This is a genomic window from Bacillus sp. SRI_025 (assembly GCF_057592095.1).
This window is the reverse complement of sequence record NZ_JBYEGB010000008.1, coordinates 19773-42660: the sequence shown is the minus strand read 5'-3', so window position 1 is coordinate 42660 and position 22888 is coordinate 19773. Positions and strand designations below refer to the sequence as shown.

The 22888-nt window shown below is 42.4% G+C and carries 28 protein-coding genes; all 28 read right to left on the bottom strand.

Features of this window, described 5'->3' with window-relative positions; translation table 11 throughout:
• Positions 1-3 precede the first annotated feature (3 nt).
• Complete coding sequence (gene rpsE / locus AC20OE_RS18015; RefSeq protein ID WP_007496332.1) at positions 4-504, bottom strand: 30S ribosomal protein S5; 501 nt, start codon at positions 502-504, stop codon at positions 4-6.
• 24 nt (positions 505-528) lie between these two features.
• Positions 529-891, bottom strand: coding sequence for a 50S ribosomal protein L18 (gene rplR / locus AC20OE_RS18010; RefSeq protein ID WP_008356544.1), 363 nt, complete (start codon positions 889-891; stop codon positions 529-531).
• A 32-nt stretch (positions 892-923) separates the two neighbouring features.
• Positions 924-1460, bottom strand: coding sequence for a 50S ribosomal protein L6 (gene rplF / locus AC20OE_RS18005; RefSeq protein ID WP_008345395.1), 537 nt, complete (start codon positions 1458-1460; stop codon positions 924-926).
• A gap of 31 nt (positions 1461-1491) precedes the next feature.
• Complete coding sequence (rpsH, locus tag AC20OE_RS18000) at positions 1492-1890, bottom strand: 30S ribosomal protein S8 (RefSeq protein ID WP_007496327.1); 399 nt, start codon at positions 1888-1890, stop codon at positions 1492-1494.
• A gap of 31 nt (positions 1891-1921) precedes the next feature.
• Positions 1922-2107, bottom strand: a complete 186-nt coding sequence (rpsN, locus tag AC20OE_RS17995; RefSeq protein ID WP_008356542.1) for a 30S ribosomal protein S14 — start codon at positions 2105-2107, stop codon at positions 1922-1924.
• Between the two features lie 22 nt (positions 2108-2129).
• Positions 2130-2669, bottom strand: a complete 540-nt coding sequence (gene rplE / locus AC20OE_RS17990) for a 50S ribosomal protein L5 (protein WP_024425600.1) — start codon at positions 2667-2669, stop codon at positions 2130-2132.
• A 25-nt stretch (positions 2670-2694) separates the two neighbouring features.
• On the bottom strand, positions 2695-3006 hold the full coding sequence (gene rplX / locus AC20OE_RS17985; RefSeq protein ID WP_008356538.1) for a 50S ribosomal protein L24: 312 nt from the start codon (positions 3004-3006) through the stop codon (positions 2695-2697).
• A 35-nt stretch (positions 3007-3041) separates the two neighbouring features.
• Positions 3042-3410: a 50S ribosomal protein L14 gene (gene rplN / locus AC20OE_RS17980; RefSeq protein WP_003216882.1), complete on the bottom strand. Its 369-nt coding sequence runs from the start codon at positions 3408-3410 to the stop codon at positions 3042-3044.
• Positions 3411-3449: 39 nt separating this feature from the next.
• The gene (gene rpsQ, locus AC20OE_RS17975) at positions 3450-3713 is read right to left on the bottom strand and encodes a 30S ribosomal protein S17 (RefSeq protein WP_003216906.1); all 264 of its coding nucleotides are present in this window, start codon (positions 3711-3713) and stop codon (positions 3450-3452) included.
• Positions 3714-3738: 25 nt separating this feature from the next.
• On the bottom strand, positions 3739-3939 hold the full coding sequence (gene rpmC, locus AC20OE_RS17970; RefSeq protein ID WP_003217155.1) for a 50S ribosomal protein L29: 201 nt from the start codon (positions 3937-3939) through the stop codon (positions 3739-3741).
• On the bottom strand, positions 3929-4363 hold the full coding sequence (gene rplP / locus AC20OE_RS17965; protein WP_003156478.1) for a 50S ribosomal protein L16: 435 nt from the start codon (positions 4361-4363) through the stop codon (positions 3929-3931). Before rplP ends, rpmC begins: the two co-directional genes overlap by 11 nt.
• Before the next feature lies 1 nt (position 4364).
• Positions 4365-5021, bottom strand: coding sequence for a 30S ribosomal protein S3 (gene rpsC, locus AC20OE_RS17960; RefSeq protein ID WP_003217241.1), 657 nt, complete (start codon positions 5019-5021; stop codon positions 4365-4367).
• Between the two features lie 3 nt (positions 5022-5024).
• Positions 5025-5366 carry a 50S ribosomal protein L22 gene (rplV, locus tag AC20OE_RS17955; RefSeq protein ID WP_007496316.1) on the bottom strand — a complete coding sequence of 114 codons (342 nt, stop codon included), beginning with the start codon at positions 5364-5366 and terminating at the stop codon, positions 5025-5027.
• Between the two features lie 17 nt (positions 5367-5383).
• Positions 5384-5662, bottom strand: a complete 279-nt coding sequence (rpsS, locus tag AC20OE_RS17950; RefSeq protein WP_003216920.1) for a 30S ribosomal protein S19 — start codon at positions 5660-5662, stop codon at positions 5384-5386.
• Positions 5663-5719: 57 nt separating this feature from the next.
• Positions 5720-6553 (bottom strand): 50S ribosomal protein L2, encoded by an 834-nt coding sequence (gene rplB, locus AC20OE_RS17945; protein ID WP_024425599.1) that lies wholly within the window; start codon positions 6551-6553, stop codon positions 5720-5722.
• A gap of 28 nt (positions 6554-6581) precedes the next feature.
• The gene (rplW, locus tag AC20OE_RS17940; protein ID WP_003217016.1) at positions 6582-6869 is read right to left on the bottom strand and encodes a 50S ribosomal protein L23; all 288 of its coding nucleotides are present in this window, start codon (positions 6867-6869) and stop codon (positions 6582-6584) included.
• A complete protein-coding gene (rplD, locus tag AC20OE_RS17935) occupies positions 6869-7492 on the bottom strand; it encodes a 50S ribosomal protein L4 (RefSeq protein ID WP_007496312.1) in 624 nt (207 codons plus the stop codon). Before rplD ends, rplW begins: the two co-directional genes overlap by 1 nt.
• Positions 7493-7519: 27 nt before the next feature.
• Positions 7520-8149: a 50S ribosomal protein L3 gene (rplC, locus tag AC20OE_RS17930; RefSeq protein ID WP_024425597.1), complete on the bottom strand. Its 630-nt coding sequence runs from the start codon at positions 8147-8149 to the stop codon at positions 7520-7522.
• Positions 8150-8186: 37 nt separating this feature from the next.
• Entirely contained in the window at positions 8187-8495 is a 309-nt protein-coding gene (rpsJ, locus tag AC20OE_RS17925; protein ID WP_003156464.1) for a 30S ribosomal protein S10, read from the bottom strand.
• 218 nt (positions 8496-8713) lie between these two features.
• Entirely contained in the window at positions 8714-9673 is a 960-nt protein-coding gene (locus tag AC20OE_RS17920) for an alpha/beta fold hydrolase (RefSeq protein WP_212044442.1), read from the bottom strand.
• 110 nt (positions 9674-9783) lie between these two features.
• Positions 9784-10974 (bottom strand): elongation factor Tu, encoded by a 1191-nt coding sequence (gene tuf / locus AC20OE_RS17915; RefSeq protein WP_034283892.1) that lies wholly within the window; start codon positions 10972-10974, stop codon positions 9784-9786.
• 118 nt (positions 10975-11092) lie between these two features.
• Positions 11093-13171, bottom strand: coding sequence for an elongation factor G (gene fusA, locus AC20OE_RS17910; protein WP_048240166.1), 2079 nt, complete (start codon positions 13169-13171; stop codon positions 11093-11095).
• 54 nt (positions 13172-13225) lie between these two features.
• Entirely contained in the window at positions 13226-13696 is a 471-nt protein-coding gene (gene rpsG / locus AC20OE_RS17905; protein WP_003216884.1) for a 30S ribosomal protein S7, read from the bottom strand.
• Positions 13697-13817: 121 nt separating this feature from the next.
• The gene (rpsL, locus tag AC20OE_RS17900; RefSeq protein WP_003216962.1) at positions 13818-14237 is read right to left on the bottom strand and encodes a 30S ribosomal protein S12; all 420 of its coding nucleotides are present in this window, start codon (positions 14235-14237) and stop codon (positions 13818-13820) included.
• Between the two features lie 113 nt (positions 14238-14350).
• Positions 14351-14599 (bottom strand): 50S ribosomal protein L7ae-like protein, encoded by a 249-nt coding sequence (locus tag AC20OE_RS17895; protein WP_024425593.1) that lies wholly within the window; start codon positions 14597-14599, stop codon positions 14351-14353.
• Between the two features lie 145 nt (positions 14600-14744).
• Positions 14745-18344, bottom strand: coding sequence for a DNA-directed RNA polymerase subunit beta' (rpoC, locus tag AC20OE_RS17890; protein ID WP_039175975.1), 3600 nt, complete (start codon positions 18342-18344; stop codon positions 14745-14747).
• A 61-nt stretch (positions 18345-18405) separates the two neighbouring features.
• The gene (rpoB, locus tag AC20OE_RS17885; protein WP_003217223.1) at positions 18406-21987 is read right to left on the bottom strand and encodes a DNA-directed RNA polymerase subunit beta; all 3582 of its coding nucleotides are present in this window, start codon (positions 21985-21987) and stop codon (positions 18406-18408) included.
• Positions 21988-22242: 255 nt separating this feature from the next.
• Entirely contained in the window at positions 22243-22848 is a 606-nt protein-coding gene (locus AC20OE_RS17880; RefSeq protein WP_039175972.1) for a class I SAM-dependent methyltransferase, read from the bottom strand.
• Positions 22849-22888 lie beyond the last annotated feature (40 nt).

Sequence of the window (22888 nt, the reverse complement as noted above, 5' to 3'; positions counted from 1 at the left end):
TCCTTATCCTAACAGGTCTTCTACAGATTTTCCACGAAGCTTCGCTACATCTTCAGCACGTTTAAGCTCACTTAAACCTTGAAGTGTTGCGCGGATCATGTTGATCGGTGTATTAGAACCTAGAGATTTAGAAAGGATATCAGCTAGACCAGCAAGCTCAAGTACCGCACGCACTGGGCCTCCAGCGATAACTCCTGTACCTTCTGAAGCAGGCTTCAATAGAACGTTTCCTGCACCGAATCGACCGATGATTTCATGTGGAATTGTAGTTCCAACCATTGGTACTTCAATTAAATTCTTTTTCGCATCTTCAACAGCTTTGCGGATCGCTTCTGGTACTTCTTGTGCTTTACCAGTACCGAAACCTACATGACCGTTTTTGTCACCGACAACAACTAAAGCTGCAAAACGGAAACGACGTCCACCTTTAACAACTTTCGCTACGCGGTTAACCGTAACTAAGCGTTCTTCTAACTCTAATTTGCTTGGGTCAATACGACTCATTCGGATGTGTCCCTCCTTCTTTTATTAAAATTTAAGTCCAGCCTCACGAGCAGCTTCAGCTAGAGCTTTTACACGTCCATGATATAGGTATCCTCCGCGGTCAAATACCACGTTAGAGATTCCTTTTTCAACAGCACGTTTTGCAACAAGTTCGCCAACTTTCGTAGCAGCTGCAGTGTCAGAACTATTCTCGATCTTTAACTCTTTATCAAGAGTAGAAGCACTTACAAGTGTTACACCGTTAACATCATCAATTACTTGAGCGTAGATATTCTTGTTAGAACGGAAAACGTTAAGGCGAGGTCTTTCAGCAGTACCTGAAAGTTTCGCACGAACACGAGCATGTCTTTTAAGACGAGTAGCGTTTTTGCTAGTTTTCGTAATCATCCGAGTCACTCCTTTCTTCACTTTAAGCGATCTTACTTACCAGTTTTTCCTTCTTTACGGCGAACGAATTCACCTTCGTAACGAATTCCTTTACCTTTGTAAGGCTCTGGAGCACGGACAGCGCGGATGTTAGAAGCTAGAGCTCCTACACGCTCTTTATCGATACCTTTAACGATTACTTTCGTTTGAGATGGAACTTCTACTTCAACTCCAGCCTCAGGAACGATTTCAACTGGGTGAGAGTATCCAACGTTAAGAACAAGTTTGTTTCCAGATTTAGCTGCACGGTAACCGACACCGATAAGTTCTAAACCTCTTTCGAAACCTTTAGATACACCTTCAACCATGTTTGCAATCAAGCTACGTGTTGTACCATGTAATGCACGGTGTTCTTTATTTTCAGACGGACGGCTTACAGTTAAGACGTTGTCCTCAATTTTAATTTCCATATCAGGGTGAAATGCACGAGTTAGTTCACCTTTTGGTCCCTTTACTGTCACTGTGTTATCGTTGTTTGTCACAGTTACTCCTGAAGGGATCTCGATTAGTTTTTTACCTATACGAGACATACCAAGCACCTCCATTCATCTTAAACTTTTTTTACCATACGTAAGCAAGTACTTCTCCACCAGCTTGTTTAGCACGGGCTTCTTTGTCCGATAAAACACCTTGTGATGTTGAAATAATTGCGATTCCAAGTCCGTTAAGTACACGTGGTACTTCATTTGATTTCGCATATACGCGTAAACCAGGTTTACTGATTCTTTTAAGACCAGTGATAACACGTTCGTTGTTTTGGCCGTATTTAAGGAACAAACGGATAATTCCTTGTTTGCTGTCTTCGACGTACTCAACGTCACGGATAAAACCTTCACGCTTTAAGATTTCAGCAATTTCTCTTTTGATTTTTGAAGCCGGTACTTCTAGCTTCTCATGACGTACCATGTTCGCATTGCGAATACGAGTCAGCAAATCTGCAATCGGATCTGTCATAACCATTATTTAATAACCTCCTTCCCATTTATGGGGATTACCAGCTGGCTTTTTTAACGCCAGGAATTTGTCCTTTATATGCAAGTTCGCGGAAACAAATACGGCAAAGTTTAAACTTACGAATAACTGAATGTGGACGTCCACAACGTTCGCAGCGCGTATACTCTTGAACTTTAAACTTTTGTTTGCGTTGTTGTTTCGCAATCATAGACTTTTTAGCCACGATTTCGCCTCCCTTTCATTGATTATTTCTGGAACGGCATACCTACTTGAGTTAATAACTCACGTGCTTCTTCGTCCGTATTGGCAGTAGTAACGATAACGATATCCATACCGCGGACCTTTGTTACTTTATCGTAATCAATTTCTGGGAAGATTAACTGTTCTTTAATACCAAGCGTGTAGTTTCCACGACCGTCGAAAGATTTCTTAGAAATCCCGCGGAAGTCACGTACACGTGGTAAAGACACAGAAATAAGTTTATCAAGGAAATCATACATGCGCTCTCCGCGAAGTGTTACTTTCGCACCGATTGGCATTCCTTCACGTAGACGGAATCCAGCAATAGACTTCTTCGCACGAGTAACGACAGGTTTTTGACCAGCGATAAACGTTAATTCTTCAACAGCAGTATCGATTGCTTTAGCGTTTTGAACGGCGTCACCAACACCCATGTTGATCACGATTTTTTCGATTTTTGGCACTTGCATTACTGAAGTGTATTCAAACTTAGAAACTAATGCAGGTGTAATTTCTTTTACATACTTTTCTTTAAGGCGGTTCATGAGAAAGACCTCCCTTCCTTATTTACTATTTATCTAGAACTTGCCCAGATTTTTTCGCTACACGGACTTTCTTTCCGTCCTCAACTTTATACCCAACACGTGTCACTTCACCCGTTTTAGGATCAAGCGGCATTACGTTTGATACGTGGATCGGCGCTTCTTGTTCAGAAATCCCGCCTTGAGGGTTAGCTTGGGTTGGTTTAGAGTGTTTTTTCACAAGGTTAATACCTTCTACTAAAACACGTTCCTTTTTAGGGAAAGCAGCAAGGATGACACCTTGTTTACCTTTATCTTTACCAGAGATAACCACTACTTTATCGCCCTTTTTAACATGCATTTAATCGCACCTCCTTGAGTCGCGGATTGTATTCATTAAAGTACTTCTGGTGCTAGAGAAACAATTTTCATATAGTTGTTTTCACGAAGTTCACGTGCTACTGGTCCGAAGATACGAGTTCCACGTGGGCTCTTGTCGTCACGGATGATGACACAAGCATTTTCGTCGAAACTGATGTAAGATCCATCGTTTCTGCGAGCTCCGCTCTTAGTACGAACGATAACTGCTTTCACAACTTCACCTTTTTTGACAACGCCTCCAGGTGTTGCTTGTTTAACCGTACAAACAATGACATCACCGATGTTAGCCGTTTTACGTCCAGAGCCACCAAGAACTTTAATCGTTAGTACTTCGCGTGCGCCAGAGTTGTCAGCTACTTTTAAACGAGTCTCCTGTTGAATCATTAATGTTACCTCCTTTCGGAAAAAGAAATCCGAACTTTATTAGATAATAACGGCTTCTTCGACAACTTCAACTAGACGAAAGCGTTTAGTCGCAGATAAAGGACGAGTTTCCATGACCTTTACGATGTCTCCGATTTTTGCTTGGTTGTTTTCATCATGTGCTTTGAACTTTTTAGAGTATCTTACACGTTTGCCATAAAGTGAATGCTTTTTGTATGTTTCAACTACAACAGTGATGGTTTTATCCATTTTGTCAGAAACAACACGACCTTGATACACTTTACGTTGGTTACGTTCGCTCATGTTTGCGGGGCCTCCCCTCTAATTATTATTTATTAGCAGCGATTTCTCTTTGACGAATCACAGTTTTCATGCGTGCGATTGATTTACGCACTTCACGAATGCGAGCAGTATTTTCAAGCTGCCCAGTCGCTAATTGGAAACGAAGATTGAAAAGTTCTTCTTTAAGAGACTTTACTTTTTGTTCAATTTCAGCAGTGGTAAGGTCACGAATTTCATTAGCTTTCATTTGATTCACCACCAATTTCTTCACGTTTTACGAACTTCGTTTTAATTGGCAATTTGTGAGATGCAAGACGAAGAGCTTCACGAGCCACTTCTTCAGACACACCAGAAATTTCAAATAAAACTTTGCCCGGTTTTACTACAGCTACCCATCCTTCTGGAGCACCTTTACCGGAACCCATGCGGACCTCTAGAGGTTTAGCTGTGTATGGCTTAGAAGGGAAAATTTTAATCCAAACTTTACCGCCACGTTTCATGTAACGAGTCATAGCAATACGAGCAGCTTCGATTTGACGGTTTGTGATCCAAGAAGCTTCAAGAGCTTGGATACCGTACTCACCGAAATGTACTTCAGTACCGCCTTTTGCACGACCACGCATTTTTCCACGATGTTCTCTGCGATACTTCACGCGTTTTGGCAATAACATATTATTTTCCTCCTTCCGCAGTATTCTTCTTAGTTGGAAGGACTTCTCCACGATAGATCCATACTTTTACGCCAAGCTTACCATAAGTAGTATCAGCTTCAGCAGTAGCATAGTCGATGTCAGCACGAAGTGTGTGCAATGGAACAGTACCTTCACTGTAATATTCAGAACGAGCAATATCTGCACCGCCAAGACGACCAGAAACCATTGTTTTGATTCCTTGTGCTCCAGCACGCATTGTGCGTTGGATTGTTTGTTTTTGTGCACGACGGAATGAAATACGGTTTTCAAGTTGACGAGCGATGTTTTCAGCAACTAGCTGAGCATCAAGATCTGCTCTCTTGATTTCAAGAATGTTGATGTGTACACGTTTGCCAGTTAGGCTGTTAAGAGCTTTACGAAGTGCTTCAACTTCAGATCCGCCTTTACCAATTACCATACCTGGTTTAGCCGTGTGGATTGTGATATTTACGCGGTTTGCAGCACGTTCGATTTCTACTTTAGAAACAGACGCGTCAGACAAACGCTTGCTGATGAATTCACGGATTTTCAAGTCTTCATGTAAGAAGTCAGCGTAATCTTTTCCTGCGAACCATTTAGATTCCCAATCACGAATGACGCCAATACGAAGACCTACTGGATTTACCTTTTGACCCACGGATTATCCCTCCTTCTTTTCTGATACAACGATTGTAATGTGGCTAGTACGTTTGTTAATTGCGCTCGCACGACCCATAGCACGTGGACGGAATCTCTTAAGTGTTGGACCTTCGTCAACGAATGCTTGAGTAATCACTAGGCTGTTAGCGTCCAACTCGTAGTTGTGCTCAGCGTTTGCGATAGCAGATTTTAATACTTTTTCAATAATTGGTGAAGCAGCCTTAGGTGTAAGGTTTAAGATAGAAACTGCTTCTCCTACTTGCTTACCTCGGATCAGGTCCATTACTAGACGTGCTTTACGAGGAGCAATACGGACTGTTCTTGCGACAGCTTTAGCTTGCATTTAAAAGCCTCCTCTCATTAGCGTCTTGTTTTTTTATCGTCACTAGCATGACCTTTGTAAGTACGGCTTGGTGCGAATTCGCCCAATTTGTGACCTACCATATCTTCAGAAATGAAAACAGGTACATGTTTGCGTCCGTCATAGACAGCGATTGTGTGACCGATGAATTGTGGGAAAATTGTAGAACGACGAGACCAAGTTTTTACGACTTGCTTTTTGTCAGTTTCATTCAATTTCTCGACTTTAGCCATCAAATGATCATCAACAAATGGTCCTTTTTTTAAGCTGCGAGCCATTGTGGAACCTCCCTTCGTGATTGAACTACGGTCCTAAATGAACCGTAGACAACCCCGTTACTTGTTTTTACGACGACGTACAATGAATTTATCAGACTTGTTGGTTTTCTTACGAGTCTTGAATCCAAGAGTCGGTTTACCCCATGGAGACATTGGTGATTTACGTCCGATTGGAGCGCGTCCTTCACCACCACCGTGTGGGTGATCGTTAGGGTTCATTACAGAACCACGAACTGTTGGGCGTACGCCTTTCCAGCGAGAACGTCCAGCTTTACCGATGTTAATTAATTCGTGTTGCTCGTTTCCAACTTGACCGATAGTCGCACGGCAAGCAGAAAGAATCATGCGAACTTCTCCTGAGTTCAAACGTACAAGAACGTATTTACCTTCTTTACCTAGAACTTGAGCAGAAGTACCAGCAGAACGAACTAATTGTCCACCTTTACCTGGTTTTAATTCAATGTTATGCACAACTGTACCAACTGGGATGTTGATAAGTGGAAGAGCATTACCTGGTTTGATGTCAGCTTCTGGTCCAGAAGTAACTTCAGTACCAACTTGGATTCCTTTCGGAGCAAGAATGTAACGTTTCTCACCATCTGCATAGTTTACAAGAGCGATGTTCGCTGAACGGTTTGGATCATACTCGATTGTAGCAACGCGTCCAGGTATACCGTCTTTATCACGCTTAAAGTCGATGATACGGTATTGACGTTTGTGACCGCCACCTTGATGACGAACAGTCAATCTACCTTGGTTGTTACGTCCGCCTTTTTTGTGTAGCGGTGCAAGCAACGATTTTTCTGGTTTGTCAGTCGTGATTTCAGCAAAATCTGAAGTAGTCATGCCACGACGACCATTACTGGTTGGTTTATACTTTTTAATCGCCATTTTGAATTTCCCTCCTTCTTTTTAAGATTTACGCTTCAAAAATTTCGATTTCTTTGCTGTCAGCAGTTAATTTCACGATCGCTTTTCTGCGACGGCTAGTCATACCAGTGTAGCGTCCAACGCGTTTTGATTTTCCTTTGTAGTTTTGAACGTTGACTTTCTCAACTTTCACTCCAAAGATTTCTTCAACAGCGTCTTTCACTTCTGTTTTGTTAGCTCTGACATCAACTTCGAACGTGTACTTCTTCTCTGTCATTAGATCAGCAGAACGTTCAGTAATGATAGGGCGCTTTAGAACATCACGAGGATCTTTCATTATGCAAGTCCCTCCTCTACTTTTTCAACCGCTGCTTTAGTGATCAGAAGTTTGTCGTGGTTGACAACGTCAAGAACGTTGATACCGTTAGCTTCAACAACTGTTACTCCAGGGATGTTACGAGCAGATAAAGCAACTGTTTCGTTTGCATCCGCAGTGACGATCAACGCTTTCTTCTCAACAGATAATCCTTTAAGGATGCCTGCGAATTCTTTCGTTTTCACTGCATCAAGAGTCAGATCTTCAAGAACGATGATGTTGTTGTCGATTACTTTAGAAGACAATACTGACTTGATAGCCAAGCGGCGAACTTTTTTAGGTAATTTATAAGAATAGCTGCGTGGTGTTGGACCGAATACGATACCGCCTCCGCGCCATTGTGGTGAACGGATAGAACCTTGACGAGCACGACCTGTACCCTTCTGCCTCCAAGGCTTACGACCTCCGCCACGTACTTCAGAACGAGTTTTTACTTTGTGAGTTCCTTGACGTAAGGAAGCTCTTTGCATAAGAATAGCATCGAATACTACGCTTTCGTTTGGCTCAATTCCAAACACAGAAGCGTTTAATTCGATTTCACCGTTAGTAGAACCGTTTTGGTTAAATAATGCTACTTTTGGCATGACTTGTTTCCTCCTTTCCTAAGAGAGTTATTTAGATTTAACTGCACTCTTTACAGTTACTAGAGATTTTTTAGCTCCTGGTACGTTTCCTTTGATCAATAGAAGATTGCGTTCTGCATCAACTTTAACGATCTCAAGGTTTTGGACAGTGATTTGCTCTCCGCCCATACGACCTGGAAGAAGTTTACCTTTGAATACACGGTTTGGATCAACAGGTCCCATTGAACCAGGACGACGATGGTAACGTGAACCGTGAGTCATTGGTCCGCGTGATTGTCCGTGGCGTTTGATAGCCCCTTGGAATCCTTTACCTTTTGATGTTCCTGTTACATCTACGATATCTCCATTTGCGAAAATATCAACTTTGACTTCCTGACCAACTTCATACGCATCTAACTCCGCACCGCGTAATTCTTTTACGAAGCGCTTAGGAGCAGTTTCCGCTTTAGCAACGTGGCCTTTCTCTGGTTTGTTAGAAAGCTTTTCACGTTTGTCATCAAAACCGATTTGGATTGCTTCATAGCCATCCGTGTCAACAGTCTTCTTTTGAAGAACAACGTTAGCAGCAGCCTCAACAACAGTTACAGGGATAAGATCACCGTTTTCTGCGAATACTTGCGTCATACCAATTTTTCTACCTAAGATTCCTTTGGTCATTAGTCACACCTCCTATAATATGTGTTTTCTATTTGAATTAAAGTTTGATTTCGATATCTACACCAGATGGTAAATCTAAACGCATAAGTGCATCAACTGTTTGTGGAGTTGGATTCACGATGTCGATTAGACGTTTGTGAGTACGCATCTCGAATTGCTCACGAGAATCTTTGTACTTATGCACCGCACGAAGGATTGTGTAAACTGATTTTTCAGTTGGAAGCGGGATTGGACCAGATACACTAGCACCAGAACGCTTAGCCGTTTCAACAATCTTCTCAGCAGATTGATCAAGAATTCTATGATCATATGCTTTTAAACGAATACGAATTTTTTGTTTTGCCATTATTTTCCCTCCTTTTCGCCTACTTACGTTAGACAGTTCTCCGTGAGAAAAACCTGATCACCTCGCCATGGCAAAGCGGCCGGGTGTGTCAGCAACCTCTCACTTCATCGCAGTCAAAGACCAACATGCACTATTGTACCAAATTGGCCTGCGTGTTGCAATAATAAATCGGATAAATTTATGATTTGCACACTTTTCATATTATACAGGGATTCAGCCTATAAATCAAGCTTTCCCTGAAGATGATGTATAGCAGTCTTTCTGATGATACGTATAAATTCATCTGGCTCCTCGATGTGCGGGGAATGGGCAGAGTCTTTAAAGGTAAACCATTCTTTGATGGGTGCTTTTAATTGATCAACATATGGTTTTGATACAGCAGCTGGGGTAATCATGTCGTGATCACCAATGAGAAAGTAGCACGGTATTAATATAGTAGAAACTCGGTATTGAATACTCTCATTCATGAGCTGATTCCATAGCTTGTCTTGACTAAACTTCTGCCCTTTCATGAACTTCAATTTATCTTTCAGCTGATATTGCTTACTAAAAAGAAACCCTTTTAGCATTTCAAAAACCGGCTTCCATCTATGCGTGAGACCTACGCTTGCAAACTCTTTATATAGAGAGAACAAGGCATGAGCTGATGTCCGTTTCCAAGGAGGCGGCGTCAGTAATCGCAGACACCCAGTAAACAGCCAATTACGATGGTATTTCTTCATAAGAAGGTCGTACGATACGATATCTTCCTTTAACACGTCTACTACCTGACTAATCCCGTAATAAGCATGATAAAGATCTGGACGCTTATGTACTGCTTGTATGGCAATTAATGATCCCCACGAGTATCCTGCGATATACAATTTTGAGTGACCTAGATATGATAGGAGCTTCTCAGTCAGTTCAATCGTGTCTTCTATAAATTGCTTAATGGTCATCGATGCATCGGGAAGATTCTCTTGATAGGAAAGTCCTGCGCCTCGCTGATCCCAATGGACAACTGTAAAGTCCTGATCAAGCTCCTCGTGAAAGGAATCAATATAACTGATTTGAGCTGAGCCGGGCCCGCCGTGTAAAAATAAGAGTATAGGCTTTGTTTCACTCGTCTCATCTTCTTTCATCATAATCCATTGGTCAATCCCGCCGATCAACCATTTTTTTAAATATGTCTTTGCCATTCCAGCGATCCTCTCGGTTCCATTTAGATTCTATAGCTTATAGTAGCCGTTCTGATCTGGAAAAGCAAAAAAAGAGACCCTTTTGCAAGGAGTCTCTTTTGTATGTTTAATTACTTAATGATAGTTGAAACGACACCAGAACCTACAGTACGTCCACCCTCACGGATAGAGAAACGAGTTCCTTCTTCGATAGCGATAGTAGAGATAAGTTCAACTTCCATCTCAGTGTTATCGCCAGGCATTACCATTTCAGTACCTTCTGGAAGATGTACGATACCAGTTACGTCAGTTGTACGGAAGTAGAACTGCGGACGGTAGTTAGCGAAGAATGGAGTATGACGTCCACCCTCTTCTTTAGAAAGTACATAAACTTCAGCTTTGAAACGGCTATGTGGAGTGATTGTACCTGGTTTAGCAAGTACTTGACCACGTTGGATATCTTCACGAGATACACCACGAAGTAGTGCACCGATGTTGTCACCAGCTTCAGCATAGTCAAGAAGTTTACGGAACATTTCAACACCTGTAACAGTTGTTTTACCGTTTTCTTCTTGAAGACCGATGATTTCAACTTCGTCACCGACTTTAACTTGTCCACGCTCAACACGACCAGTAGCAACTGTTCCACGACCAGTGATTGAGAATACGTCCTCAACTGGCATCATGAATGGCTTCTCAGTGTCACGCTCTGGAGTTGGGATGTACTCATCAACCGCATCCATAAGTTCAAAGATTTTTGCTTCGTAATCAGCATCTCCTTCAAGAGCTTTAAGAGCAGAACCTTTGATAACTGGTACATCGTCACCAGGGAAGTCATAGTCAGAAAGAAGGTCACGAACTTCCATTTCAACAAGTTCAAGTAACTCTTCATCGTCAACCATGTCACATTTGTTAAGGAATACTACGATGTAAGGTACACCTACGTTACGAGAAAGTAGGATGTGCTCACGTGTTTGTGGCATTGGACCGTCAGCAGCAGATACTACTAAGATCGCGCCGTCCATTTGAGCAGCACCAGTGATCATGTTTTTAACATAGTCAGCGTGTCCTGGGCAGTCTACGTGTGCATAGTGACGAGTTTCAGTTTCATACTCAACGTGTGCAGTTGAGATTGTGATTCCACGCTCGCGCTCTTCTGGAGCACCATCGATTTGGTCATAAGCCATAGCTGTACCTTTACCAGACTTCTTATGAAGAACTGTTGAGATAGCAGCAGTTAGAGTTGTTTTACCATGGTCAACGTGTCCAATTGTACCAATGTTAGCATGCGATTTGGAACGGTCGAATTTTTCTTTAGCCATTCTAAAAATCCTCCTTAAAGGTTCATTGTATTTGGTATAGAGTGATAGAAAGTGAAGAGTTACCTCTCACTTTCTGATCTTCAATAGTAGTTATACTTTAGTTTAAAGGCAAAATCAATTATTCACCTTTATTTTTTTTGATGATTTCTTCACTGATGCTCTTAGGCACTTCTTCGTAGTGATCCATGTGCATAGTGAAAGTACCGCGTCCTTGTGTGTTAGAACGGAGTGCAGTTGCATATCCGAACATTTCAGAAAGTGGAACCATAGCGCGAACAACTTGAGCGTTACCGCGAGCTTCCATACCTTCTACACGTCCACGACGAGATGTGATATCACCCATGATGTCTCCCATGTATTCTTCAGGGATAACAACTTCCACTTTCATCATTGGCTCAAGTAGAACTGGGTTACATTTGCTGACAGCATTTTTCAATGCCATAGATGCAGCAATTTTGAACGCCATTTCGTTCGAGTCAACATCGTGGTAAGATCCATCAAATAATTTTGCTTTGATGTCGATTAATGGGAATCCAGCTAATACACCATTTTCAAGTGAATCTTCAAGACCTGCTTGAATTGCTGGGATGTATTCACGTGGAACAACCCCACCGACGATTGCATTTTCAAATTCAAAGCCTGCGCCTTCTTCGTTTGGTTCGAATTCGATCCAAACGTGTCCGAACTGACCGCGTCCACCAGACTGACGTACGAATTTACCTTCAACTTTTGCACCAGAACGGAATGTTTCACGGTACGCAACTTGAGGAGCACCTACGTTAGCTTCAACCTTGAACTCACGCTTCATACGGTCAACAATGATATCAAGGTGAAGCTCACCCATACCAGAGATGATCGTTTGACCAGTTTCAGGGTTTGTTTGTGTACGGAATGTTGGATCCTCTTCAGCTAGTTTAGCTAAAGCGATACCCATTTTATCTTGGTCAGCCTTTGATTTAGGCTCGATAGCTACATCGATAACTGGCTCTGGGAATTCCATAGACTCAAGGATAACAAGATCTTTCTCGTCACAAAGAGTGTCACCAGTAGATGTATCTTTAAGACCTACAGCTGCTGCGATATCCCCTGCGTATACAGTAGAGATTTCTTCACGGCTGTTTGCGTGCATTTGAAGGATACGTCCAACACGTTCACGCTTGTTCTTAGAAGAGTTCTTCACGTATGAACCAGAATCAAGTGTTCCAGAGTATACGCGGAAGAAAGTTAGTTTCCCAACATAAGGGTCAGTCATAACTTTAAATGCAAGAGCTGCGAATGGTGCGTCATCAGTAGACTCACGAACAACCTCTTCATTTGAATCTGGCAGGATACCTTTGATTGCAGCAACATCAGTTGGTGCAGGAAGGTAGTCAAGCACAGCGTCAAGTACAAGCTGAACACCTTTGTTTTTGAAAGCAGATCCAACAAGAACTGGGTAGAATTCAACATTCAATGTTCCTTTACGGATTGCAGCTTTCAATTCAGGAATTGTGATTTCTTCACCCTCAAGGTATTTTTCCATAAGCTCTTCATCAAGCTCAGCGACAGCTTCAATTAGGCTGCTGCGAAGCTCTTCAGCTTTGTCTTTATACTCTGCAGGGATTTCTTGTGCATCAGAGCGAGTTCCAAGGTCATCTTCGTAGAAGTATGCTACGTTTTCTACAAGGTCGATGATTCCTTCGAATTGATCTTCAGCGCCGATCGGCAATTGAATTGCATGAGCGTTCGCTTGAAGACGATCTCTTAATGTGCTTACAGAGTAAAGGAAGTCCGCACCGGTTTTATCCATTTTGTTAACGAATACGATACGAGGTACTCCGTAAGTTGTTGCTTGGCGCCAAACTGTTTCAGTTTGTGGCTCTACACCTGATTGTGCATCAAGGACAGCAACCGCACCATCAAGTACACGTAAAGAACGTTCAACTTCAACAGTGAAGTCTACGTGTCCTGGTGTATCGATGATGTTTACACGGTAACCTTTCCATTGTGCTGTAGTAGCAGCAGAAGTGATTGTAATACCACGTTCTTGCTCCTGCTCCATCCAGTCCATTTGTGAAGCTCCTTCGTGAGTTTCACCAATTTTATGGATACGACCAGTGTAGTACAAGATACGCTCAGTCGTTGTCGTTTTACCGGCATCGATGTGAGCCATGATACCAATATTACGAGTTTTGTCTAAGGAGAACTCTCTTGCCATTGGGTAATTTCTCCTTCCTCATTAGGGAATAGTTTTTTTAGTTTGGTATAAATCCTACCAGCGGTAGTGAGCGAATGCTTTGTTCGCTTCTGCCATTTTGTGTGTGTCTTCACGTTTCTTAACAGCAGCACCAGTGTTGTTAGCTGCGTCAAGGATTTCGTTAGCAAGACGCTCTTCCATCGTTTTTTCTCCACGAAGACGAGCGTAGTTTACTAACCAGCGAAGACCTAAAGTAGTACGACGGTCTGGGCGAACTTCTACAGGAACTTGGTAGTTAGCTCCACCTACACGACGTGCTTTAACTTCAAGAACTGGCATGATGTTTTTCAAGGCTTGTTCGAAAACCTCCATCGCTTCATTACCAGTACGTTCTTTGATGATATCAAATGACTTGTAGAGAATAGTTTGTGACTTTCCTCTTTTACCGTCGATCATCATTTTGTTGATCAAACGAGATACAAGTTTAGAATTGTAAATTGGATCTGGCAATACGTCTCTTTTTGCTACAGGACCTTTACGTGGCATCTGAATAGCCTCCCTTCTCTTTTAAAAGGATTTCTATCTGTCTCTCATCTCAATATCATTGTCAGCTTCCTGACTCCACTGATCTGTTATCAACTTCTAAAAACCCTTATGTTTGTTTATATTATTTGCTTTGTTTAGGGCGTTTTGTTCCGTATTTAGAACGTCCTTGCATACGACCGTCAACTCCGGCAGTATCAAGCGCACCACGAACGATGTGGTAACGTACACCCGGTAAGTCTTTTACACGTCCGCCACGGATAAGTACTACACTGTGCTCTTGTAGGTTATGTCCGATACCAGGAATGTAAGCTGTTACCTCAATCAGGTTAGACAAACGTACACGAGCATATTTACGTAGTGCTGAGTTTGGTTTTTTCGGTGTCATTGTACCGACACGAGTACAAACCCCGCGCTTCTGTGGAGATGTTACGTTAGTGTGCTCTTTTTTGAAACTGTTGTATCCTTTGTTAAGTGCAGGAGACTTTGAGTTTTCAACTTTACTCACGCGTCCTTTGCGTATTAGCTGATTAATTGTAGGCATGTTGTTATTCCTCCCTTCATTACTTTTTTTATAACCCACATACCCAGGTGGTTCATCAAAAGGCAAAAAACAATGCTTTTGCATTTTAAGCATGCAAAAACAAAACAAGTACGCTATAACATAATGGCAACAGCTGCTGCCCCAACTTCAATTCCGCAGGCCTTGCCGAGCTTTTTCATGGAATCTACCACTAAAATGTCTACACCCTTCTCTTGCGCTAGTTTCAATACACTAGCAGTTAAAGCAGGATCAGCATCTTTCGCTACGACGACTTCCTTTACTGAATCTCGTTTCAGAGCTTTTACTGTTTGCTTCGTACCAATAATAATGGATTGAGCCTGTGATACTTTATCATAAGACATCGAATATCCTCCAAAGTAACAGGTTTTATTTTGAGCACCTTGGTTATATTATCATCATGGCAGAAGGATGTCAATATGATATGACAGATTATCTTGACATCCTTCACCATTTTTTGATGATTTTATAGGAATCTCACGAGAAAGATTACTCTACAGGAACCATGTCGTCAGACGGCTGCACTTGCGAAACCGGCTTAACTTTACGGTAGTTCGGCATTCCCGTTCCAGCAGGAACAAGTTTACCAATGATAACATTCTCTTTCAAGCCAAGCAGTTCATCACGTTTTCCTTTGATCGCTGCATCTGTTAGGACACGAGTCGTTTCTTGGAAGGATGCCGCAGACAAGAATGAGTCTGTTTCAAGCGAAGCTTTTGTAATACCAAGAAGAACTGGACGGCCTGTTGCAGGACGTTTGCCTTCGAATAGTACTTTTTTGTTTGCTTCAGTGAATTGATGTACATCAAGAAGTGTGCCTGGTAATACGTCTGTATCCCCTGCATCAGCGACACGCACTTTGCGAAGCATTTGGCGAACCATTACCTCTACGTGCTTATCTCCGATTTCTACCCCTTGCATACGGTATACTTTTTGTACTTCATGAAGCAGATATTCTTGAACAGCTGTCATGTCAGTCACTTTAAGAAGTTCTTTCGGATCGATTGAACCTTCTGTAAGCACTTGACCACGAGTGACTTTGTCACCTTCAACAACTTTTAGACGTGCATTGTAAGGAGCTGTGTAAGAGCGAGTTTCAACTTCGCCTTGAACCACAATTTCCTGCTGCTTGTCACGAACATCGTTAATTTCAGCAACGACACCATCAATTTCAGAAATTGTCGCTTGCCCTTTCGGATTACGCGCTTCAAACAGCTCTTGGATACGAGGTAGACCTTGAGTGATATCGTCTCCTGCTACCCCACCGGTGTGGAACGTACGCATTGTAAGCTGAGTTCCTGGCTCACCGATTGATTGTGCAGCGATGATTCCAACTGCTTCACCGACTTCAACGTCAGTACCAGTTGCAAGGTTACGGCCGTAGCATCGTTTACATACACCATGAGGCGTGTTACATGTAAATGCAGAACGGATCCATACTTCCTCAATTCCTGCTTCAACTACTTCAAGTGCTTTATCTTCATCAATTAGTTCGTTTTCGGCTACAATGACTTCGCCTGTTTCAGGATGAACAATTGGTTTTCTTGCAAAACGTCCGATTAGACGTTCTTCAAGCTTCTCAATAATTTCATTTCCTTCTTTAATGGACTTCGCCAAGATTCCACGGTCTGTACCGCAATCTGTTTCACGGATGATGACATCCTGTGCAACGTCAACGAGACGACGCGTGAGGTAACCTGAGTCAGCTGTTTTAAGGGCTGTATCGGCAAGACCTTTACGCGCACCGTGAGTGGAAATAAAGTATTCCAATACGGTTAAACCTTCACGGAAACTAGATTTAATCGGAAGTTCAATGATACGTCCAGCCGGGTTGGCCATCAGACCACGCATACCAGCCAGCTGAGTGAAGTTAGATGCGTTACCACGCGCTCCGGAGTCACTCATCATGTAGATTGGGTTGACTTCATCAAGGGACTTCATCAGTTTACCTTGGATGACATCTTTAGAAGAACTCCAGATTGAAATCACTCTCTCATAACGCTCTTCTTCAGTAATCAAACCACGTCTGAATTGCTTCATGACGTTATCTACTTTTGCTTGTGCTTCTTCAAGAATTTGCTGCTTATCATCTAATACGACGATATCAGACACACCAACCGTAATACCGGCTTTAGTAGAGTATCTGAAACCAAGATTTTTCATGCGGTCAAGCATTTTAGATGTCTCAGTGATATGGAATCTCTTAAAGATTTCTGCAATGATTTTACCTAAAATACCTTTTTTGAACGGCGCATTGATTTCTTGTTTCTCGATCGCAGCTTTTACATCCTCACCTTTTTCAAGGAAGAAACGATCAGGCGTTTTTTCTTCAATATTGCTCTTTGTCGGCTCATTCATGTATGGGAATGATTCCGGTAAGATTTCGTTAAAGATCAGTTTTCCAACTGTTGTAATCAACAATTTAGAACGCTGTTCATCAGTGAATGTCACATTCTTCAACGAGCTAGCTGCAACAGCTACACGTGTATGAAGATGCACATAACCATTTTGATAAGCAAGAAGGGCTTCGTCAGTATCTTTGAAGACCATACCTTCTCCGATAGCACCTTTGCGCTCAAGTGTAAGGTAGTAGTTACCAAGCACCATATCCTGAGATGGCGTAACAACTGGTTTTCCATCTTTCGGGTTCAAAATGTTTTGAGCAGCAAGCATTAAGATACGAGCTTCAGCTTGAGCTTCAGCAGATAATGGTACGTGAACCGCCATTTGGTCACCGTCAAAGTCAGCGTTGTAGGCTGTACATACAAGTGGATGCAGACGAATTGCGCGTCCTTCCACAAGTGTAGGTTCAAACGCTTGAATACCAAGTCTGTGAAGAGTCGGTGCGCGGTTTAGTAAGACTGGATGCTCACGAATAACTGATTCTAAAACATCCCATACTTCTGGCTGCACGCGCTCAATTTTACGCTTCGCACTCTTGATGTTGTGAGCTAATCCTTTTTCAACAAGCTCCTTCATCACGAATGGTTTGAATAATTCAAGAGCCATTTCTTTCGGAAGTCCACACTGATACATTTTCAAATGTGGTCCTACGACGATAACGGAACGTCCAGAATAGTCAACACGTTTACCAAGCAAGTTTTGACGGAAACGTCCTTGTTTCCCTTTCAGCATGTGAGAAAGAGATTTCAATGGTCTATTTCCTGGTCCTGTTACTGGTCGGCCTCTACGTCCATTATCAATCAAGGCATCGACAGCTTCTTGAAGCATACGCTTCTCGTTCTGAACGATGATGCTTGGCGCTCCAAGATCTAATAAACGCTTCAGACGATTGTTACGGTTGATGACACGACGATAAAGGTCGTTCAAGTCAGAAGTAGCAAAACGTCCACCATCAAGCTGAACCATTGGACGTAATTCTGGCGGAATTACCGGAAGTACATCAAGAATCATCCAAGATGGTTTGTTTCCTGAGTTACGGAAGGCTTCTAATACTTCAAGGCGTTTGATCGCACGTGTACGACGCTGTCCTTGAGCAGTTTTCAGCTCTTCTTTCAGTGTATCTACTTCTTTTACAAGATCGATATCTTGAAGAAGTTTGTTGATTGCTTCTGCACCCATAGCTGCTTGGAATGTATTACCGTATTTATCTAAATAAGCACGGAATTCTTTCTCAGAAAGAAGTTGTTTCTTCTCAAGCGGTGTGTTGCCCGGATCTGTCACGACGTAAGAAGCGAAGTAGATCACTTCTTCTAACGCACGTGGTGACATATCAAGAACAAGACCCATACGGCTTGGGATACCTTTGAAATACCAAATGTGGGAAACTGGGGCAGCCAGTTCGATATGCCCCATTCTCTCACGACGGACTTTTGCCCGTGTTACTTCTACACCACAACGGTCACATACAACACCCTTATACCGAACGCGTTTATACTTCCCACAATGACATTCCCAGTCTTTTTGTGGTCCGAAGATACGTTCACAAAAGAGACCATCTTTTTCAGGTTTCAGTGTACGATAGTTAATCGTTTCAGGCTTTTTCACTTCACCAAAAGACCAAGAACGGATTTTATCAGGTGATGCGAGACCGATGTTCATATACTCAAAATTGTTCACATCTAGCAAGGGGCCTACCTCCCTTTTAATCTTCGGGTTATACCCTAGTCACTTGCTCTAATCGTTTCTGCTATTCTTTTGTGACTGCGTCACGTTCAAGATCGACAGGTGCGAGGTCTGCAGCATCTTCGTCATTAGATAACGCTAATCCGTCTGCTTTCTTCGTTTCCTCATCGTCTTCTAAATCTCTCATTTCTATCTCTTCTTCATCGCCAGATAGGATTTTCACATCCATACCTAAACTTTGAAGTTCTTTGATTAACACTTTGAATGATTCAGGGACACCTGGTTCAGGTACGTTATCCCCTTTGACGATGGCTTCGTATGTTTTCACACGACCCACAACGTCATCTGATTTAACTGTTAAGATCTCTTGAAGTGTATATGCTGCACCGTAAGCTTCAAGTGCCCATACTTCCATCTCTCCGAAACGCTGACCACCAAACTGTGCTTTACCGCCAAGTGGCTGCTGCGTAACAAGTGAGTATGGTCCAGTTGAACGAGCGTGAAGTTTATCGTCAACCATGTGAGCCAGTTTGATCATGTACATGATTCCGACAGATACACGGTTGTCGAATGGTTCACCAGTTCGACCGTCATAAAGGACTGTTTTCGCATCACGGGACATACCTGCTTCTTCAAGCGTTTCCCAAACATCTTCCTCGCGCGCACCATCAAATACTGGTGACGCAATGTGGATGCCAAGGTAACGTGCAGCCATACCCATATGAAGCTCAAGTACCTGACCGATGTTCATACGAGATGGTACCCCTAGAGGGTTCAACATGATATCGATCGGTGTTCCGTCTGGAAGATACGGCATATCTTCTTCTGGAAGAATTTTAGAGATAACCCCTTTGTTACCATGTCGTCCGGCCATTTTGTCACCTTCAGAAATCTTACGCTTCTGAACGATGTATACGCGGACTAACTGGTTTACACCTGGAGGTAATTCATCTCCATCTTCACGGTTAAAGACTTTTACATCGTGGATAATTCCGCCGCCGCCGTGTGGAACACGTAGAGACGTATCACGCACTTCACGAGCCTTTTCACCGAAGATTGCATGTAATAGACGTTCTTCAGCTGTTAGTTCTGTTACACCTTTAGGCGTTACTTTCCCTACAAGAAGATCTCCGTCTTTTACTTCTGCACCAATACGGATGATTCCGCGCTCGTCAAGGTTGCGTAAAGCATCTTCCCCAACGTTTGGAATATCACGAGTGATTTCTTCTGGTCCAAGCTTTGTATCACGAGCTTCTGATTCATATTCTTCAATATGAATAGACGTGTAGACGTCATCTTTTACAAGGCGCTCACTCATGATGATCGCATCCTCGTAGTTGTAACCGTCCCAAGTCATGAAGCCGACCATGACGTTACGTCCTAGAGCCAATTCACCTTTTTCCATAGAAGGTCCGTCTGCAAGGATTTCTCCTTTAACGACTTCATCTCCAACACTTACGATAGGACGCTGGTTGTAGCAAGTCCCTTGGTTAGAGCGGACAAATTTCAGCAAGCTGTATTTGTCTAGGTTTCCTTTGACTTGTTGTCCGTCAACGTCTTCATAACGGCGAACCCAAATATTTTTTGCTTCTACGCGTTCTACAACACCTGGGTAACGGCAGATGACAGCAGCACCAGAGTCTTTACCTGATACGTACTCCATACCTGTACCAACAATCGGTGATTCTGGCTGCATCAAAGGCACAGCCTGACGCTGCATGTTCGCTCCCATTAGAGCACGGTTAGAGTCATCGTTTTCTAAGAATGGGATACATGCTGTCGCTGCAGAAACAACCTGCTTTGGCGAAACGTCCATGTAGTCAACGCGGTTTCGAGGAACAACGGTGTTTTCCCCTCTGAAACGAGCAATGATATTATCATCAATAAACGAACCATCTTCACCTAATATAGCGTTCGCTTGTGCTACTACGTAGTTATCCTCTTCATCAGCAGTTAAGTAATCGATTCTCGGTGTCACTTTACCAGTTTCAGGATCAACCCGACGGTAAGGTGTTTCGATAAATCCGAAGCGATTCACTTTTGCGAATGAAGATAGAGAGTTGATCAAACCAATGTTTGGACCCTCTGGTGTTTCAATCGGACACATACGTCCATAGTGAGAGTAGTGAACGTCACGAACTTCCATTCCTGCACGCTCACGTGTCAAACCACCCGGTCCAAGCGCTGACAGACGACGTTTGTGCGTCAATTCAGCAAGCGGGTTTGTTTGATCCATGAACTGAGATAGCTGAGAACTACCAAAGAACTCTTTGATAGAAGCGATCACAGGACGAATGTTGATCAGCTGCTGAGGTGTGATTGTGTTTGTGTCTTGAATTGACATTCTTTCACGAACAACACGCTCCATTCTGCTTAAACCAATACGGAATTGGTTTTGCAGAAGTTCACCTACGGAACGCAGACGACGGTTACCAAGGTGGTCGATATCATCTGTGTCACCTACACCATGAAGAAGGTTGAAGAAGTAACTGATTGATGCAATGATGTCAGAAGGCGTGATGTTTTTCACAGCTTCCTCTACATATGCATTTCCAATCACGTTAATCACTTGCTCGCCTTCTTGATCAGACGGTGCATAAATCTTAATAGATTGAAGTTCTACTTCATCTTCTACTACGCCACCATTAGGATAAAGCTTTCTAAATCCGATGCCGTTTTCTAAGTATGGAAGAACTTTATCAAGAACTCTTCTGTCTAAAATTTGACCTTTTTCTGCTAGAATTTCACCTGTTTCAGGGTCAACTAACGTTTCAGCCAATTTTTGATTGAACAGTCTATTTTTAATATGAAGCTTCTTATTAATCTTGTAGCGTCCAACATTTGCTAGGTCATATCTCTTCGGATCGAAGAAGCGAGAGTCTAGCAAGCTTTTCGCATTTTCAACAGTTGGCGGCTCTCCAGGGCGGAGGCGCTCGTAGATTTCGAGAAGTGCTTTATCCGCATTCTCTGTATTGTCTTTTTCCAGCGTGTTGCGTAAGTATTCATTCTCGCCAATGAGGTCAAGAATCTCTTGATCAGAGCTGAAGCCGAGAGCACGCAAAAGAACCGTAACCGGCAACTTACGTGTGCGATCGATGCGTACATAGACTACATCCTTCGCATCAGTTTCGTATTCTAACCATGCGCCACGGTTTGGAATGACAGTCGCAGTAAAACCTTTTTTACCGTTTTTGTCTACTTTACCACTGAAATATACACTTGGAGAACGCACTAACTGAGAAACGATTACACGTTCCGCACCATTAATGATAAAAGTACCTGTGTCTGTCATGATTGGAAAATCACCCATGAACACATCTTGGTCTTTTACTTCTCCAGTTTCTTTGTTAATTAAACGAACTTTTACTCTTAGTGGAGCAGAGTAAGTTACATCACGTTCTTTTGATTCTGCTACAGGATACTTAGGATCCCCTAGGCTGTAATCAATGAATTCAAGAGAAAGGTTACCAGTAAAATCCTCAATTGGGGATATATCTTGAAACATCTCTCTAAGACCCTCATCAAGAAACCACTGATAAGAAGAGGTTTGAATTTCAATGAGATTTGGTAATTCTAACACTTCGCTTATGCGTGCGTAGCTTCTGCGCTGGCGGTGTCGTCCATACTGAACTAGTTGACCTGTCAACTGATTCACCCCTCAAATCATGCGTATTATATGTGTAAAAAGTATTTCTGTCTTTCAAATGTCAGTAAAGAAATACTTTTACAAGACAAAAGAAAAAAGGGTTTCTAAAATAAGAAAACCACATCCAAAAACAAATACCGATTTTATTAGTTTTCCCAAGTATGCATAATTTATACAAAATAGTTGTTTTTTAAGCCTATCAAGCAAAATATACACATTGGCATTTTATAATGTTAACACAGCTAGGAAACTGCGTCAAACTTTTTTAGCTTTGATTATATAGTAGCCCTTTTTTTTCAATACAACCTCGACTTCTCCAAAGAGCTGCTCTAATTTTTCAATCGCAGATGGTCCACCTTGCTTTTTCTGAATAACCACCCACAACTCACCTTCCGGCAATAAATGATCAGCACTTTTTTCAAAGATCGCATGTACAACTTTCTTCCCTGCCCGTATTGGGGGATTGGTCAGTATAGAGGCAAAAGCAGCTGAGGAATGAACATTCGAGAACAAATCACTTTGATAGATGTGAACATTATCAATGCGATTATGTTTAGCGTTTTCCTTTGAAAGTTCGACTGCTCTTTCGTTCACATCAATCATATGAATGGTACGGCTAGTCATTTCGTTTGCTAACGATAAGCCGATCGGTCCATAACCGCAACCGACATCTAAGACATCGCCATCCAAGTCAGGTTCTTCGAAAGCTTCAATTAAAAGCCTTGAACCAAAGTCGACTTCTTTCTTAGAAAACACTCCACTGTCACTTGTAAAAGTAAAGGTACGGTTTCTCAAGGTGAAGTCCCATGTCTGTTTATTGCTTTTCACTGATGGCTTTTCCGTATAATAGTGGTCACTCATGGTGAATGGACCTCCTCTGGATTCAATCGTTTCAGGAGAT